14 protein-coding genes and 1 pseudogene are annotated in these 13146 nt (G+C 70.7%); 6 read left to right on the top strand and 9 right to left on the bottom strand.

Annotation, left to right across the window (positions count from 1 at the left end; genetic code table 11):
* Positions 1-14: 14 nt before the first annotated feature.
* Positions 15-627 (bottom strand): annotated as a pseudogene (locus ACH45E_RS05480) (IclR family transcriptional regulator).
* A 91-nt stretch (positions 628-718) separates the two neighbouring features.
* On the bottom strand, positions 719-1312 hold the full coding sequence (locus tag ACH45E_RS05475) for a dihydrofolate reductase family protein (protein ID WP_361444561.1): 594 nt from the start codon (positions 1310-1312) through the stop codon (positions 719-721).
* Between the two features lie 71 nt (positions 1313-1383).
* On the opposite strand from ACH45E_RS05475, the gene ACH45E_RS05470 reads away from it, so the two are divergent.
* A complete protein-coding gene (locus ACH45E_RS05470) occupies positions 1384-1983 on the top strand; it encodes a TetR family transcriptional regulator (RefSeq protein WP_361444564.1) in 600 nt (199 codons plus the stop codon).
* Between the two features lie 25 nt (positions 1984-2008).
* Here ACH45E_RS05470 and ACH45E_RS05465 read toward each other — a convergent pair whose 3' ends face one another.
* The 6 genes from ACH45E_RS05465 to ACH45E_RS05440 all read right to left on the bottom strand — a co-directional run bounded on the left by ACH45E_RS05465 (position 2009) and on the right by ACH45E_RS05440 (position 6350).
* Positions 2009-2707 (bottom strand): alpha/beta hydrolase, encoded by a 699-nt coding sequence (locus ACH45E_RS05465; protein ID WP_361444567.1) that lies wholly within the window; start codon positions 2705-2707, stop codon positions 2009-2011.
* 80 nt (positions 2708-2787) lie between these two features.
* Positions 2788-3210: a nuclear transport factor 2 family protein gene (locus ACH45E_RS05460; protein ID WP_361444570.1), complete on the bottom strand. Its 423-nt coding sequence runs from the start codon at positions 3208-3210 to the stop codon at positions 2788-2790.
* A gap of 5 nt (positions 3211-3215) precedes the next feature.
* Positions 3216-4022: an MBL fold metallo-hydrolase gene (locus ACH45E_RS05455; protein ID WP_361444573.1), complete on the bottom strand. Its 807-nt coding sequence runs from the start codon at positions 4020-4022 to the stop codon at positions 3216-3218.
* A gap of 65 nt (positions 4023-4087) precedes the next feature.
* Positions 4088-4699 carry a DsbA family protein gene (locus tag ACH45E_RS05450; RefSeq protein ID WP_361444576.1) on the bottom strand — a complete coding sequence of 204 codons (612 nt, stop codon included), beginning with the start codon at positions 4697-4699 and terminating at the stop codon, positions 4088-4090.
* 117 nt (positions 4700-4816) lie between these two features.
* Positions 4817-5311 (bottom strand): MarR family transcriptional regulator, encoded by a 495-nt coding sequence (locus tag ACH45E_RS05445; RefSeq protein ID WP_361444579.1) that lies wholly within the window; start codon positions 5309-5311, stop codon positions 4817-4819.
* Between the two features lie 103 nt (positions 5312-5414).
* Complete coding sequence (locus ACH45E_RS05440) at positions 5415-6350, bottom strand: AraC family transcriptional regulator (RefSeq protein WP_361444582.1); 936 nt, start codon at positions 6348-6350, stop codon at positions 5415-5417.
* Positions 6351-6447: 97 nt separating this feature from the next.
* Between ACH45E_RS05440 and ACH45E_RS05435 the strand changes: the two genes are divergently transcribed.
* Positions 6448-7245 (top strand): MBL fold metallo-hydrolase, encoded by a 798-nt coding sequence (locus tag ACH45E_RS05435; RefSeq protein ID WP_361444585.1) that lies wholly within the window; start codon positions 6448-6450, stop codon positions 7243-7245.
* Here the strand turns inward: ACH45E_RS05435 and ACH45E_RS05430 are convergent.
* Positions 7184-8797, bottom strand: coding sequence for an FAD-dependent monooxygenase (locus ACH45E_RS05430; RefSeq protein WP_361444588.1), 1614 nt, complete (start codon positions 8795-8797; stop codon positions 7184-7186). The two genes, ACH45E_RS05435 and ACH45E_RS05430, sit on opposite strands and share 62 nt — an antisense overlap.
* 299 nt (positions 8798-9096) lie before the next feature.
* Between ACH45E_RS05430 and ACH45E_RS05425 the strand changes: the two genes are divergently transcribed.
* From ACH45E_RS05425 to ACH45E_RS05410, 4 genes are read left to right on the top strand one after another with little or no spacing between them, the layout of a single operon-like run.
* Positions 9097-10008 carry a GNAT family N-acetyltransferase gene (locus ACH45E_RS05425; RefSeq protein ID WP_361444954.1) on the top strand — a complete coding sequence of 304 codons (912 nt, stop codon included), beginning with the start codon at positions 9097-9099 and terminating at the stop codon, positions 10006-10008.
* The gene (locus tag ACH45E_RS05420) at positions 10005-11327 is read left to right on the top strand and encodes an ABC transporter substrate-binding protein (RefSeq protein WP_361444591.1); all 1323 of its coding nucleotides are present in this window, start codon (positions 10005-10007) and stop codon (positions 11325-11327) included. Before ACH45E_RS05425 ends, ACH45E_RS05420 begins: the two co-directional genes overlap by 4 nt.
* A complete protein-coding gene (locus ACH45E_RS05415) occupies positions 11321-12280 on the top strand; it encodes a sugar ABC transporter permease (RefSeq protein WP_361444594.1) in 960 nt (319 codons plus the stop codon). Before ACH45E_RS05420 ends, ACH45E_RS05415 begins: the two co-directional genes overlap by 7 nt.
* Positions 12277-13146, top strand: coding sequence for a carbohydrate ABC transporter permease (locus ACH45E_RS05410; RefSeq protein ID WP_361444597.1), 870 nt, complete (start codon positions 12277-12279; stop codon positions 13144-13146). The genes ACH45E_RS05415 and ACH45E_RS05410 overlap by 4 nt, the downstream gene beginning before the upstream one ends.

The raw sequence follows: 13146 nt of genomic DNA, 5'->3' as shown, positions 1-13146 counted from the left end.
CCGGGCCTGCCCGCTCAGCCACCGCCCCGCAGCGTCCGGGACAGCCCCAGTGCCGCTGTGCGGACGGCCGGGGCGAGGCGGCGACCGTCGTGCCGCCGGCGAAGACGGGGGCCGCGATGCAGATCACGCCGAGGGCTGCCTCCTTCTCCTCGTAGGCCAGGCCGGAGACCTGGATCTTCTCCAGGGCCATCCGCAGGCGTGCCGGGTCGGTGATGGAGTGGGGGGGTGAGGCTGGGCAGCGCCCGGGAGAGCACCTCCTCGGTCAGCTGGGCGCCGGAGGAGGCGAGCAGGGCCTTGCCGACGCCGGTGCAGCTCAGCGGCAGGCTGCCGCCGATGCGGGAGGGCAGTCGCAGGCCCTCGTGGCCGTGGATGCGGGTCCTGGAGGAAGGGCAGCGCCGTCTCCCGCAGATCGAGCCGGTGCGGCACGAGTGAGCCCAGCTCGAACAGTTGCGCGCCGAGCCGGTAGTGCGGACCGGAGCGCTCCAGCCAGCCGAGCCGGACGAGGTCCGCCGCCGGCCGGTGCACCGTGGGCTTGGGCAGCTCGGTGCGCTCCGAAAGTTCCGCCAGGCGGAACGATCCGCCGCTCGGACTGAAGCTCTCCAGGATGAGCGCGGCCTTTTCCAGCATGTCGCCGCCCTGCTTGTTCCGTGTCACGGAACACCGCCGGCCGACGCCCACGAGGTCGCCCGGCGCCCCCTCCCCGGCCCCGCGCTGCGGCCTAGCGGCGGGTGAGGTGGGTGAGGGTGACGCCGTTGGGGAAGGCGGTGCGCTCGGCGACGTCGAAGGCGGTGGGGACGAAGGCACCGTCGAAGGCCGGGATCCCGGCGCCGGCGACGACGGGGTAATTCTTGATCACCAGTTCGTCGATCTCGGGCAGGAGGGTGCCCGCGAGCTTGCCGCCGCCGCAGAGCCAGACGTCCAGTCCCGCCCCTTCCTCCCCCTTGAGCTCGCGGACGAGCGCGAGCGGGTCGCCCGGAACGACGGTGACGGACGGGTCGGTGTCGGGCTTGAGGGTGCGGGAGACCACGTACTGGCGCAGGTGCGCGTACGGGCTGGTGATCCCCGCGTCGAGGGCGGGGCGGTAGGTGCCGAGCCCCATGACGACGGTGTCGAAGTGGCGGTTGGGTGCGTCGGCCAGGCCGACCGCGGCACGGTAGGCGGTCGGGAGCGTCTCGGGAAAGAGCGCGTTGGTCCAGGCGGAGTAGGCGGCGGCCTGCTGCTCGTCGCCGCTGGGGAAGAAGTCGTACTCGCCGCCGGGACCGGCGATACGACCGTCGAGCGTGACACCGACGTAGTACACGAGCTTTCGCATCTTTGATGACTCCACACGTAGTACTCTGATTGAAGTGGTTTGAACTTAGTACTACAGACGGAGTGGTGTCAATGGTGAGACGAAACGACCAGCGGCGTGCCGCCCTCGTCGACGCCGCGATCGAGGTGCTGGCGAGGGAAGGCGCACGGGGCCTGACGTTCCGGGCGGTGGACACCGAGGCCGCCGTACCCGCCGGGACCGCGTCCAACTACTTCGCCAGCCGTGACGATCTGCTCACCCAGGCCGGCGCCCGTGTCTATGAGCGGCTCCAGCCGGACGAGGCCACGATCGCCCGCCAGCGGACGGCCGGCCGCGACCGGGAGACGTACGCGGAGCTGATGCGTGCACTCGTCAGCCGTGTCGCGTCTTTCCGCACCGGCTACCTGGCACTGCTCGAGCTACGCCTCGAGGCCACCCGCCGCCCCGAACTGCGCAAGGTCCTCACCGAGCGGGTCCGGGGCGACATCGACGCCAACGTCGCCTACCACGAGGCCTCGGGCCTGCCCGGCGACGCCATGGCCGTCAAGCTGCTCATGCTGGCCCTGAACTGGCTGATCGTCGAGCAGCTCACCCTGCCGGACGTCTTCACGGAGGCGGAGCGTGAACAACTGGTGACGGCCGCGGTGGAGCGCATCGTGGCCGCGGACCCGGACTCGGCGGGGCGTATGTGATCGTCGGCGGGCCGGCTCCCGCCGTTCAGGCGCGGGCGGACACCCGCGCGACCGCCTCGGCGAGGACCGCCGCGACCTCGTCCGGGTGGGACAGGTGAGGGGAGTGCCCCGACGGGAGCCGGGCGCTGTGCGCCGAGTGGGCGGCCCACTGCTCCTGCACGGCCGGGGGCAGGGAGGGGTCCTCGGTGGCCACGACATAGGTGAGCGGGAGACGGGTCGGGGCGGCGCCGAGCTTCTCGGTGAAGGCGCGCAGGCCCTGCCAGTTGAGCCGGCTGACGGCCTCGGCGGCGAGGCCGGGGTCGACACCGCTGAAGATCGACTGCTCCGCGTCGCCGGCCTTGACGGCGAGTCCGTCGGGCGAGTGGATCCAGTTGGGCGGGAAGTCGCCGCCCAACCACTCCATCATCGAGGTGCCGGGGACCAGCGCGAAGGCGGCGATGTGGACGAGTTCCCCGACCCGGCCGGCCTCGGCCGCGGCCCAGGTGGCGGGGACGCCGCCGTAGGAGTGGGCGGCCAGGACGACCGGCCCCGCCACGGAGTCGATCGCGGCGCGGACCACCGCCACGTCCTCGGTGAGTCCTTGGGCCGCGGCGCTGTCCGGGCTGCTGCTGGGCAGTTGTACGGCTCGGGACTCGATGCCGCGGGCGGCGAGGCGTTCGCGCAGCGGGCCGAAGATCCAGGGGGTGTGCATCGCTCCGTGGACCAGCACGACAGTGGGGTTCATCAGGTCTTCCTCACGTGCGGAAGGCCGTACGCCGCGACGGTGTGCCACGGCGTACGGCCGGTGGTGCGTGGGTCAGCCGATCATGTGTTCATGGCTTCGCGTACGAGTGCGGTGTCGACGAACTGCTCGAAGCGGACGATGAGTCCGCCGCGTACGACGAAGTGGTGGGCGACGCGGACGTCGACCGGTTTGCCGGTGGCCTTGTTGGCCGCGGTGTAGCGGGCGAGGACGACGACGTTCTCGCCGTCCACGACGTAGGTGTCGTCGTGGGCGGTCCAGTCGTCCCAGTCCTGGCCGAGCCGCTCCATGACGTTCGAGGTGACGCCCTCGGGGGTGCGGTAGGTGCCGGCCAGCGGGAAGCCGGCCATCTCCGTCCACTCGACGTCGGGGGCGAGGGTGGCCCGCAGCGCTTGGAGGTCACCGGCCGCCGAGGCCAGATACTGACGGCGTACGACCTCGGCGGGGGCGATGGAGGTGGCGAAGTCGGTGCTTTCGTACGCCATGGCGGTCAGCCCCACTTCATCTCGCCCTTGGCGACCTTCGCGCCGATCTGGGCGGCGATCAGCATGCCGTTGTCCGGGTACCGCCGGACGAGCGCCTCGGTGAGCGCGGCTCCGTCGGCCGCCTTGCCCAGCTCCTCCTCGAAGGCGAGCAGGTAGTCGCGGGTGGCGGTGATGGCGGAGGAGTCCGCCGGGGCGTCGGGCAGACGGTGGCCGGGCACGACCAGTTCCGGCTCCAGGGCCGCCATGTCGTCCAGCAGCCGCACCCAGGCGGAACGGTCTTCGGGCGTGGGCGTGTCGGCGACCCAGACGTGCTCCTTCTGGAACAGCAGGACGCCGCCGAGGATCGCACGCTGTTCGGCCTGCCACAGGTAGTGGCGGTCGGGCAGTTCCGCCGGGCCGCCCTTCAGCTCGAAGCGGTGGCCCTCCAGGATGAGGTCGCCGGTCAGCGGTTCGAGATCCACCAGCCGCGTCGGCAGGTTCGGGCCGAGGGCCCCCCACGCCTTGAGCTTGCCCTCGTAGGAGTGCTGGATGTGCTCGATGACGAGCGGGGTGGCGACGAACTTCGCCTCCGGGAAGGCGTCGGCGAGGATCTCGGCACCGAAGTAGAAGTCGGGGTCGCCATGGCTGACGAACACGGTGGTCAGCTTCTTGCCGGAGTCGAGGATCTCGGCGGCGAGACGGTGTCCGTCGGCGCGGGTGAAGCCGGCGTCGACCAGCAGTGCCTCGTTCTCACCGGTGACGAGAGTGGCGGTCTTGTTCTTGCTGCCGGCGGGGAAGTCGAGGTCGAGGACCTTGAACGCGAGAGTGCTCATGGGTGGCTCCTTGCGGGGACGTGAGGACATTGAGGACGTGACGACACTTGAGGACGGGAGAGCAATCAGTGCAGGGTCGCGAGCCGCTGGTCGACGTCGTCGGCGGTGGCGTGGCCGTGGGCCAGCACGATGACGCGGTCACCGTCGACGGCCAGAAGAGTGGGGAACCCGGTGACGCCCAGCTCGGCCGCGCGGCGGAAGTCGGACTCCGCCGCCGCCTGCGCCCCGGACGCCTCGAAGGCGGCGACCACGGCGTCGGCGTCCAGCCCGGCGTCCTCGGCGACCCTTCGGTGGGTGGCGGCGTCCGACAGGCTGAGTCCGTCGGCGTAGAACACCCGCTGGAGGTCCGCGGCCAGTTCGGCGGCGCGTTCCGGGGCGGCCTGGCGCAGGGCGGCCATGCCGCGTGCGGCGGCGTCGGAGTCCATCACGAACGAGCCGTCCGCGATCAGCCGCTCGTAGCCGTCACCGAACTCGGCGCCGGTCAACCGGGCGATCTTCGCATTGGCTCCCTGGACATAGCCGAACTCACTGATCGGCACCTTCCGCGACCCGGTGAACAGGCCGCCCGACACCACCTCCACCGGCAGGCCGGGATGACGGGAGACGACCTCGCGCAGGGTCCCGGAGAACCCGTGCGACCAGCCGCAGTAGGCATCGAAGACATAGACGAGCTTCATCGAAGACCTCGCGAGGGGTGTGGCGCCCGCCGGGTGCGGGCCGTTCACCTGACACAACAGTATCTGTGCAGTCAGATATTTCTCTGTTCCTGTGACGGTCGTCACACCCCCTGCCGGTCAGGGCAGGCGGGGCAGCACATCCCGGGCCGAGTGACTCAGGATGCGCAGGTCCTCGGCGAATCGGTCGCGGTGCTCCGGCGGCAGGGGCTCGAGGAAGTAGCGACGGATGTTCTCCACATGCACCTGGGACGCCCGCACCGCTGTCCGCTCCCCCAGCGCGGTGAGCCGCACCAGGCGGCCCCGCCGGTCGCCGGGGTCCTCGGCGCGCTCGACCAGACCGGCGGCCTCCATCCGGTCCACGAGACGCGTGGCACCGCCCGTGGTCAGCACCTGTTCCTGGGCGATGGCCCGCATCGACAGGCCGGGCTCGTCGGCGCGTCCCAGGATGAGCAGGACCTCGTACATGAGATGGCTGACGCCGCACTCCTGCTCCAGGGCCCGCCCCAGGATGTACTCCAGCCGGTTCGCGGCCCCTTGCAGCCGCCCGAAGGCCAGGACCAGCGGGTTGTTCGCGGCCTCCTTCGGCGACGAGATCGCTGCCTCTTCGTCCACGGCTTCGGCACACCTCTCCTCGTATTCGCACCTCGTTCACCGATCATGCCGCACAACGGGCCCTGGCCGGCCGGTCTCATCGCTCACCGCCCGCGCCGACGGACTACTGGCTCTGATGGGTCTGGCGGAACACGCCGGGGGTCACCCCGGTGTGGCGGGTGAAGAACTTGCCGAAGTTGGTGGGCTCGGGAAAGCCGAGACGGCGGGCGACCGTCGCCACCGGCTCGTCGGTGTGCGCGAGCAAGCGCCTGGCCTCCAGGGCGACCCGGCCGTCGATGACGTGCTTGACGGTCTGCCCGGTGGCCGCCGTGCAGGCTCGGGTGAGGGTCTTGACCGTGTAGCCGAGGCGGTGGGCGTAGTCGGCGGCCCGGCGCGTGGCCGCGTAGGAGCGTTCCAGTTCGGCGCGGAAGCGGGCGTAGACGTCCCCGCCCGCGTGCGGGTCCCCGTCACCCCCGGGCTGCGGCAGCCGGTCGATCTGCAACAGCAAGGTGCCCAGCAGGAGTTGGAGGATCTCCGCCGACCCGGCTCCGTCCGGCCGCTCGTACTCCTCCCGCATCTGCCCCAGCAAGGTGGACACGACGGCGTACTCCTGCCGTGCGCCCAACTGCCGGCACACGGCCCCGTACCACTCGTTGACCAGGCGGTCGGCACTGCTGAAGCGAGGCGGAAAGGCAGGAGTGAACAGCAGGTGCGTGCCGTCCATGGTCCCCTCGCCCAGGAAGCGCTGAACCTGGCCGGGGCGGATCCACAACAGCGTGCCGGGGCGGCAGGGGTGGGTCACGAAGTCGATCGCGTGCTCCCCGCCGCCCTCCGTGACGAGAGTGAGGGTGTGGAAGTCGACACGGTGCACCGCGTCCGGCCGACCCCCTCGGCGTCCGCGCCGCTCGCGCAGGGTGGCCAGGTCGATGATCTCGAAGCCGGGGACCCGCTCGTCGGGCGGGTTGAAGTCGAGCCGGGGGATGCCCCCGCCCCGGGAACGATCGTCACCGCTTGGCCCCACGGGCTGCACCACGATCTCCGTATGTCCTCGATCTACCATGCGAGGTCCTCAGCGTATCTCGCCTGCCTGCGGCTTTGTCGCGAGAGTGGAGGCCATCGGGGCGACACAGGGTCACCCTCACCATCAGGAGCACCTCATGAACGGCACGGTCACGGTTCTCGACAAGGGCGCGGTCCGCATCCACAGCTACATGTCCCCGGCGGACACCTTCCACGCCACCACTCAGCTGATCGAGACGTCCGCGCGGATCATCGCGATCGACGCCCAGCTACTGCCGGCCCACGCCGACGAGGTGGTGGACTACGCCAAGGGCCTCGGCAAGCCGCTGGACCGGCTGATCGTCACCCACGCCCACCCGGACCACTACAACGGCGCCGCCCGCTTCGGCGTACCCGTCCACTCCCTGGCCAGGGTGTGCGAGCAGATCGTCGCGCGCGGCGACAGCCCGCTGCCCACCGGTACGGTCATCCCGGTCGCCGACTTCACCCCGACCGTGGACCTCAGCCCGGGCACCGAGGTCATCGACGGCGTGCGGTTCGTCTTCGAGGCCGTCTCCGGCGGCGAGGCCGCCGACGAGCTGCTCGTCAAGCTGCCCGACCAGGGCGTCCTGATCGCCCAGGACCTCGTCTACAACGGCGTCCACCTCTACCTCGGCAACAACGACGTCGCAGGCTGGCAGCAGGCCGTCGACGCGCTGGCCGCCGAGTCCGGCTACGACACGATCCTCGCGGGCCACGGCCGGCCCACCGGCCCGGAGATCTACGCCGAGGTGCGCGCCTACCTCGCGGAGGCCCGCGAACTGCTCGGCGACGACGGCGAGGTGTACAAGAAGGCGATCGTGGACCGTTACCCCTCCTACGTCGGTCCGTTCCTCATCGACATCGCCAACCGGTCACTGTTCGGCGACGGCCACGGACCGGGCAGCCGCCGGTGACGGCGGCGAGGGCGTCGTGGAGGGCGGAGTCGCCGGGTGGGCGGTCGGGCCAGCGGGCGGCGATGTGGCCGTCAGGGCGGATGAGCAGTGCTCCGTGGGGGCGGAGGCCGCAGGGGCCGGTGTGCTCATGGGGAAGGAGCTCGATGTGCAGCGGCCACGGTGTGGCGGTTCGTTGTTCCCAGCGGGCGGGGTCCGGGGTGAGCAGGGTGAACCATTCGCCGAAGGAGTCGAGCGTGGAGCGGTCGTGGGCCAGCCAGAGGTGTGGCATGCGATGGCCCGGCCGTGCGCGGGGGACATAGTCCGTGCCGGTGTCGGTGCCGGACGGCTCGGCCGGTGTGCCGCCGTCGGTGAGGACGGCGCCGGAGTCATAGGTGACGCCGAGGACGAGACCGAGCTGCGCGAAGTACCGTTCTGACCAAGGTGGTTCGAACTCCGTCGGCGCCGCGGCACCGGTTTGGAGCTGTTTGCGGCGAGTGTTCTGCACTCCGAACATGAGCTCGGTGTTGACCACTGCTTCGCGAAGTGTCCGGTGGGCGACGGCGTGCCGCTCCGTCTCGTAGGTCTCCAAGAGACCCGGTGCGGCCCACCCCTGGAGAACTCCGGCCAGCTTCCAGCAGAGATTGTGCACATCGGCGACGCCGAGGTTCATGCCCATACCGCCGGCGGGCGGGATCGCGTGCGCGGCGTCGCCGGCCAGCAGGACGCGGCCGTGGCGGAAGCGCTCGGCGACGAAAGCGTTCACCACCCAGTGCTGAACGCGCAGCACATCGACCTGTACGCCGGCACCGGAGCCGAGCGCGCGCGAGACGAGGCCGGACCAGTCGGCGCCCGCCACGTCTTCGGGCGTGGGAACGATCCAGGCCCAGCCTCCTTCGGGGTACAGCGGGAGGAAGTACCCGTCCGGTGTGAAGTAGACCCCTGCGGGCTGCCGGGCGCGCCAGTGGTCGAGGTCGGCGTCGAACAGGACGGTGGTGACCCGTCCGACGGCTCCGGGGCCGGTGGTGCCGATTCCCGACCGTTGCCGGACCGTGGAGTTCGCGCCGTCGGCCGCGAGTACGTAGCGGGCCCGGACGCGGGTCTCCTCACCGCTGTGCCGGTCGACGAGCAGGGCCACGACACCCTCGGCTTCCTCGGTCAGGCCGACCAGCTCGACCCCGAACCGCACGGGTGCGTCCGCAGCGGCGAGCAGGGTGGGTTCCAGCCGGTCCTGCGAGGTGACCACGCCGGTCACGGGGCTCTCGGGCACCGGCGCGTTGATCCCGACCATCGCCTCCGTGGCGAAGTCGGGGTCGTACAGGGTGTCCCGGAAGCGGACGCGGCCGTACTCCGGCGCGAACGCCAAGGCGGTGATCGTGGCGGTGAGCCCGAGCTGGCGGAAGATCTCCATCGAGCGTACGTTGACCAGCCGGGAGCGTGGAAAGGGGGACAGCTCGCCGCGCTTCTCGACCAGTGACGTCCGCACGCCCCAGCGTTCCAGGAACGCTCTGCCGGTCAGTCCCACCGGCCCGCCACCGACGATCAACACCTCCACCTCGGCGTTCGCTACAGGCATGTCGGGTACCTCCTGCCGGCGGCGGTGACAGTGGGCGCGGCGGCCTCTGCGGCAGAGCCGGACCGCGGCCGGGTGGCCACACAAGACATTCAACCCGCAGTCGTCCATCGATGCTCGTCGGCGACGGACGGCGGCACCTTGGCACGAACGGGTGGTGGATAATTGCGAAATTGCCGGATATGAAGGTACGTTTCCGTCCACCGTTTCGAGAGATCACCGGCAGACGGGGGCAAAGGATGGGCACGGCGACGTCCCGGGCCGGGATTCGTGGCTTTCGCGCGGGTGATGGCCCGCGGTTGGTGGAGGCGTGGCGCCGGAGTGCGCCGGCCGATCCCATCACCTCGGAGCGCTTCCGGTCCCTGGTGCTGCTGGACGCCAACCTCGATCCGGAGGGGCTGCGGGTCGCCGTCGACGGTGGCCGTGTCGTCGGCGCGGCCTACGCGGTGCGCCGTCTGACGCCGCTGACCGGCACCGATCTGGAGCCGGAGCAGGGCTGGATCCCGTTCTTCTTCGTCGACCCGGCCGCCCGTGGGCGCGGCCTCGGCCGCCGGCTGCTGACCGACGCCCTCGACTGGCTGCACGGCCACGGCCGCACCCGGGTGGACTTCTCCTCGTACACCCCGAACTATGTCCTCCCCGGCCTGGACGCCGAGGAGTACCCGGAAGCGGCCGGGCTCCTCGAGTCCCTGGGCTTTCGCACGCTGTACGAGGCGGCGGCGATGGACCGCTCTCTGGTCGGCTATCGCTTCCCGGAGGACGTCGCGTGCCGCTTGGACGAACTGACGGCGCGGGGCCACCGGTTCGCCACTCCGGCCGACGACGACCTGGTGGAGCTCGTCGCGCTCGCCGGGAGCCACTTCAATCCGGACTGGGCGCGCGCGATCCGGGAGTGTCTTGCCGCGGGCACGCCGCTCGACCGGATCGTCGTCGCCCGGGACTCCTCGGGCCGACTGGTCGGCTGGGCGATGTACGGCGCGTACGAGTCGGTGGGCGAGCGGTTCGGCCCGTTCGGTGTGCTGGAGGAGATGCGCGGCACCGGTCTCGGCAAGGTCCTGCTCCATCTGGTGCTGGAGCGGATGCGGGCGCGCGGTGCGCACTCGGCGTGGTTCCTGTGGACCGGTGAGCAGTCCCCCGCGGGCCACTTGTACCGCAAGGCCGGTTTCACCACGACCCGGGTGTTCCGCGTGATGCGCCGCGAGGCCGCCCGATGACACCGCCGCGCCCCACCGCGGCAGGCGGTCTGAGCCGCCGTCACTTCGCGCTCGCGCTCCCCTCGGCGCTGCTCGTCTCCGGATGTGCCGCGCCGCACCGGGGCACCGGGCGGCCCGGGGATCCGATCGTCCTCACCCTGCTCTCCCACTACGCGAGCGGGGAACTCAAGGCAGCCCTGCAGGGGCCGGTCGACGAGTGGAACGCCACGCACGACCGGGTCAAGGTGCGGACGATGGCCGTCGAGTTCACCGACCTGCTGACGACGTTCATGGTCCGGCAGGCCGCGGGCCAGGGCGCCGACATCCTCCACCCGTACTGCCTGTGGAACGGTCAGCTCGTCCGGGCCGGCGTCCTGCGGCCCGCTCCGCCCGAGTACGCCGAGGAGATCAGGCGCGGCTACGGCGAGGCCGCGGTCGGCGCCGCGTCGGTCGGGGGCACCGTCTACGGCTACCCCACCGAGATGCAGACGTACGCCCTCTACTACAACAAGCGGCTGCTGCGCGAGGCCGGCGTCGACCGCCCCCCGCGCACCTGGCGGGAGCTGGAGGAGACGGCCTGTCGCACCGCCAGGCGGGACCGGTACGGCAACACGCTGGTCCAGGGGTTCGGGCTGTCGACCTACGACGACTCCACCACCGTCGGCCAGACCCTCGCACTGCTCAATGCCGCCGGCGGCCGGTTCGTCTCGGCGGACGGCAGGACCACCGCCATCGACTCGCCGGCCGGCCGGGCCGTGTTCGATCTGGAGCACCGCCTGGTCGCCAAGGGCGCGAGCGACCCCGGGGTCAACGTCTACAACGCGTTCGCGTCCGGACAGGTGGCCATGGTGATCAGCGCCGGCTGGTGGACCGCGAACCTGAAGGCGCTGATGGGCGAGGGCTACCGCGACGTCGGCGTGGCGCCGGTACCGCTGCCCGAGACGGATGCCCGGCGCGCCACCCTCTCCACCGGCTTCATGCTCGGCGTCAACACGGCCGGCGAACGCCCGCGCGAGGCCTGGGAGTTCCTGCGCTGGCTCAACACCGAGAAGGTGAGCGGTGCCACCCGGATGAGCGCCCTGCAGGTGTCGGTCGGCTCCCTGACCGGCCGTGCCGACGACATGCACACACTCCTCGGCACGGGCGGCGATCCGAATCTTCGCCCGTTCCTGGACGCGCTGGAGTACGCGGTGCCGGAGCCGAACGTGCCGGGCGCGCAGCAGGCCAAGTCGCTGCTGCGCAAGAACATCGAGGCATTGTGGACCGGTCAGCAGTCGGTCGACGAGGCACTGCGCACCACCCGCCGTCAGGTCGATCAGGAGGTGTCGCGCTCATGGTGAACGCCACCCTCGCACCGGAGACGACCGAGAGGGCGGCGGGCGGCGAGCCCGCCGTCGGCGTCCGCGGCCGTGATCGGACCCGGCGCCGCCAGTCCGTCGTCGCCTACCTCTTCCTGGCGCCGGCACTGCTGTTCTACGCCGTCTTCCTCCTCCTGCCGCTCGGCTTCGCGCTGCTGCTGTCGATGTCCCGCTGGACCGGGTTCAGGCTCGGCGACATCGAGCCGGTCGGCCTGGACAACTTCGCCGCCCTGTTCGCGGACGGATCGACGTTCCTGGCGCCGATCCTCACCAACACGCTGCTGTTCGCCCTGGGCACCGTGGCCCTCGCCCTCGCCGGCTCCGTGCTCGTCGCCACGTGCATCGACAAGCTGCGGTTCCAGGGGCTGTGGCGCACCCTGTACTTCCTGCCGATCGTCACGACCGTCGTCGCCGTCGGCAACGTGTGGAAGTACATGTACGAGCCCGGCGGCCTCGTCAACGGCGTACTCAACGCCCTCGGGCTCGCCTCGGTGGCTTTCCTCCAGGACCCGGACACCGCGCTGCCCTCGGTCGTGGTCGTACAGGCCTGGGCGTCGGTCGGTTCGGCGATCCTCATCCTGACCGCCGGGCTGAAGTCCATTCCCGAGTCGTACTACGAGGCCGCCGCGCTCGACGGCGCCGGGCCGCTCACCGTCCTGTGGCGCATCACTCTGCCACTGCTGCGGCCGTCCCTGCTGTTCGTGTGCATCACCCAGTTCCTCACCGGTCTTCAGTCGTTCGCGCTGATCATCGTGATGACCAAGGGCGGGCCGGGTGACGCCACCGATGTGGCCGCGCTGGAGATGTACCGGCAGGCGTTCGGTTACGGCTCCTGGGGCACGGCGAGCGCCGCCGCCTTCGTGCTGTTCGTGGTGGTCCTCGCGGTCACACTGGTGCAGTTGTGGATCTTCCGGCGCAAGGGGGAGGACGCATGAACCGCCGCCGTTTCCCGTGGCTGTCGTACCTGGTGGTGGTGACCGGCGCCGTCCTCACCGTGGTGCCGTTCCTCGACATGGTGATGACGTCCTTCAAAGGGCCCGGCGAGTCCGGCACACTGCCGTACCGGTTCCTGCCCGAGGCGTTCGACCTGTCCAACTATCGGGCGGCGATCGACCAGCTCGATCTGCCGGTCCTCTTCCGCAACAGCGTCATCGCCACCACCATGATCACCGGGTCGGTGCTGCTCACCTCGTCGCTCGCCGGCTACGCGCTCGCCAAACTCCGCTTCCCCGGGCGGGACTTCGCCTTCCGGCTCGTGCTGTCGACGATGATGTTCCCGCCGTTCCTCTTCTTCGTCCCGCACTTCCTGATCCTGGTGCACTGGCCGCTGGCGGGCGGCAACGACCTGTTCGGGCGCGGCGGCGCGGGTCTGACCGTCAGCATCGTGGCGCTGGCCATGCCGTTCCTCGTCAACGGCTTCGGGATCTTCCTGATGCGCCAGTTCATGGTCTCGATCCCGGACGAGGTCCTGGAGGCCGCGCGCATCGACGGTGCCGGTGAGTTCGCCGTGTGGTGGCGGATCGTGGTGCCGCAGACCAAGCCGGTCGTGGTGACGCTCGGGCTGCTGACCTTCGTCGACGCCTGGAACGAGTACATCTGGGCGTTGCTCGTCTCGACCGCCGACCCGGACGTGATGACCCTGCCCGTCGGCGTCCAGCTCCTGCAGGACCATGTCGACCCGACGCGCACGATGCCCATCGTCATGGCCGGCCTCGTCCTGAGCGTCCTGCCGGTCCTGGTTCTCTTCCTGCTGCTTCAGAAGTACTACATCCGGGGCGTCATGCTCAGCGGCCTCAAGTGA

Origin of the sequence: Streptomyces sp. NPDC020299 (assembly GCF_044387825.1) — a bacterium.
Lineage (GTDB): Bacteria > Actinomycetota > Actinomycetes > Streptomycetales > Streptomycetaceae > Streptomyces.
Note: the sequence above shows the minus strand (reverse complement) of the source record. Positions and strands in the feature narration are given on the sequence as shown.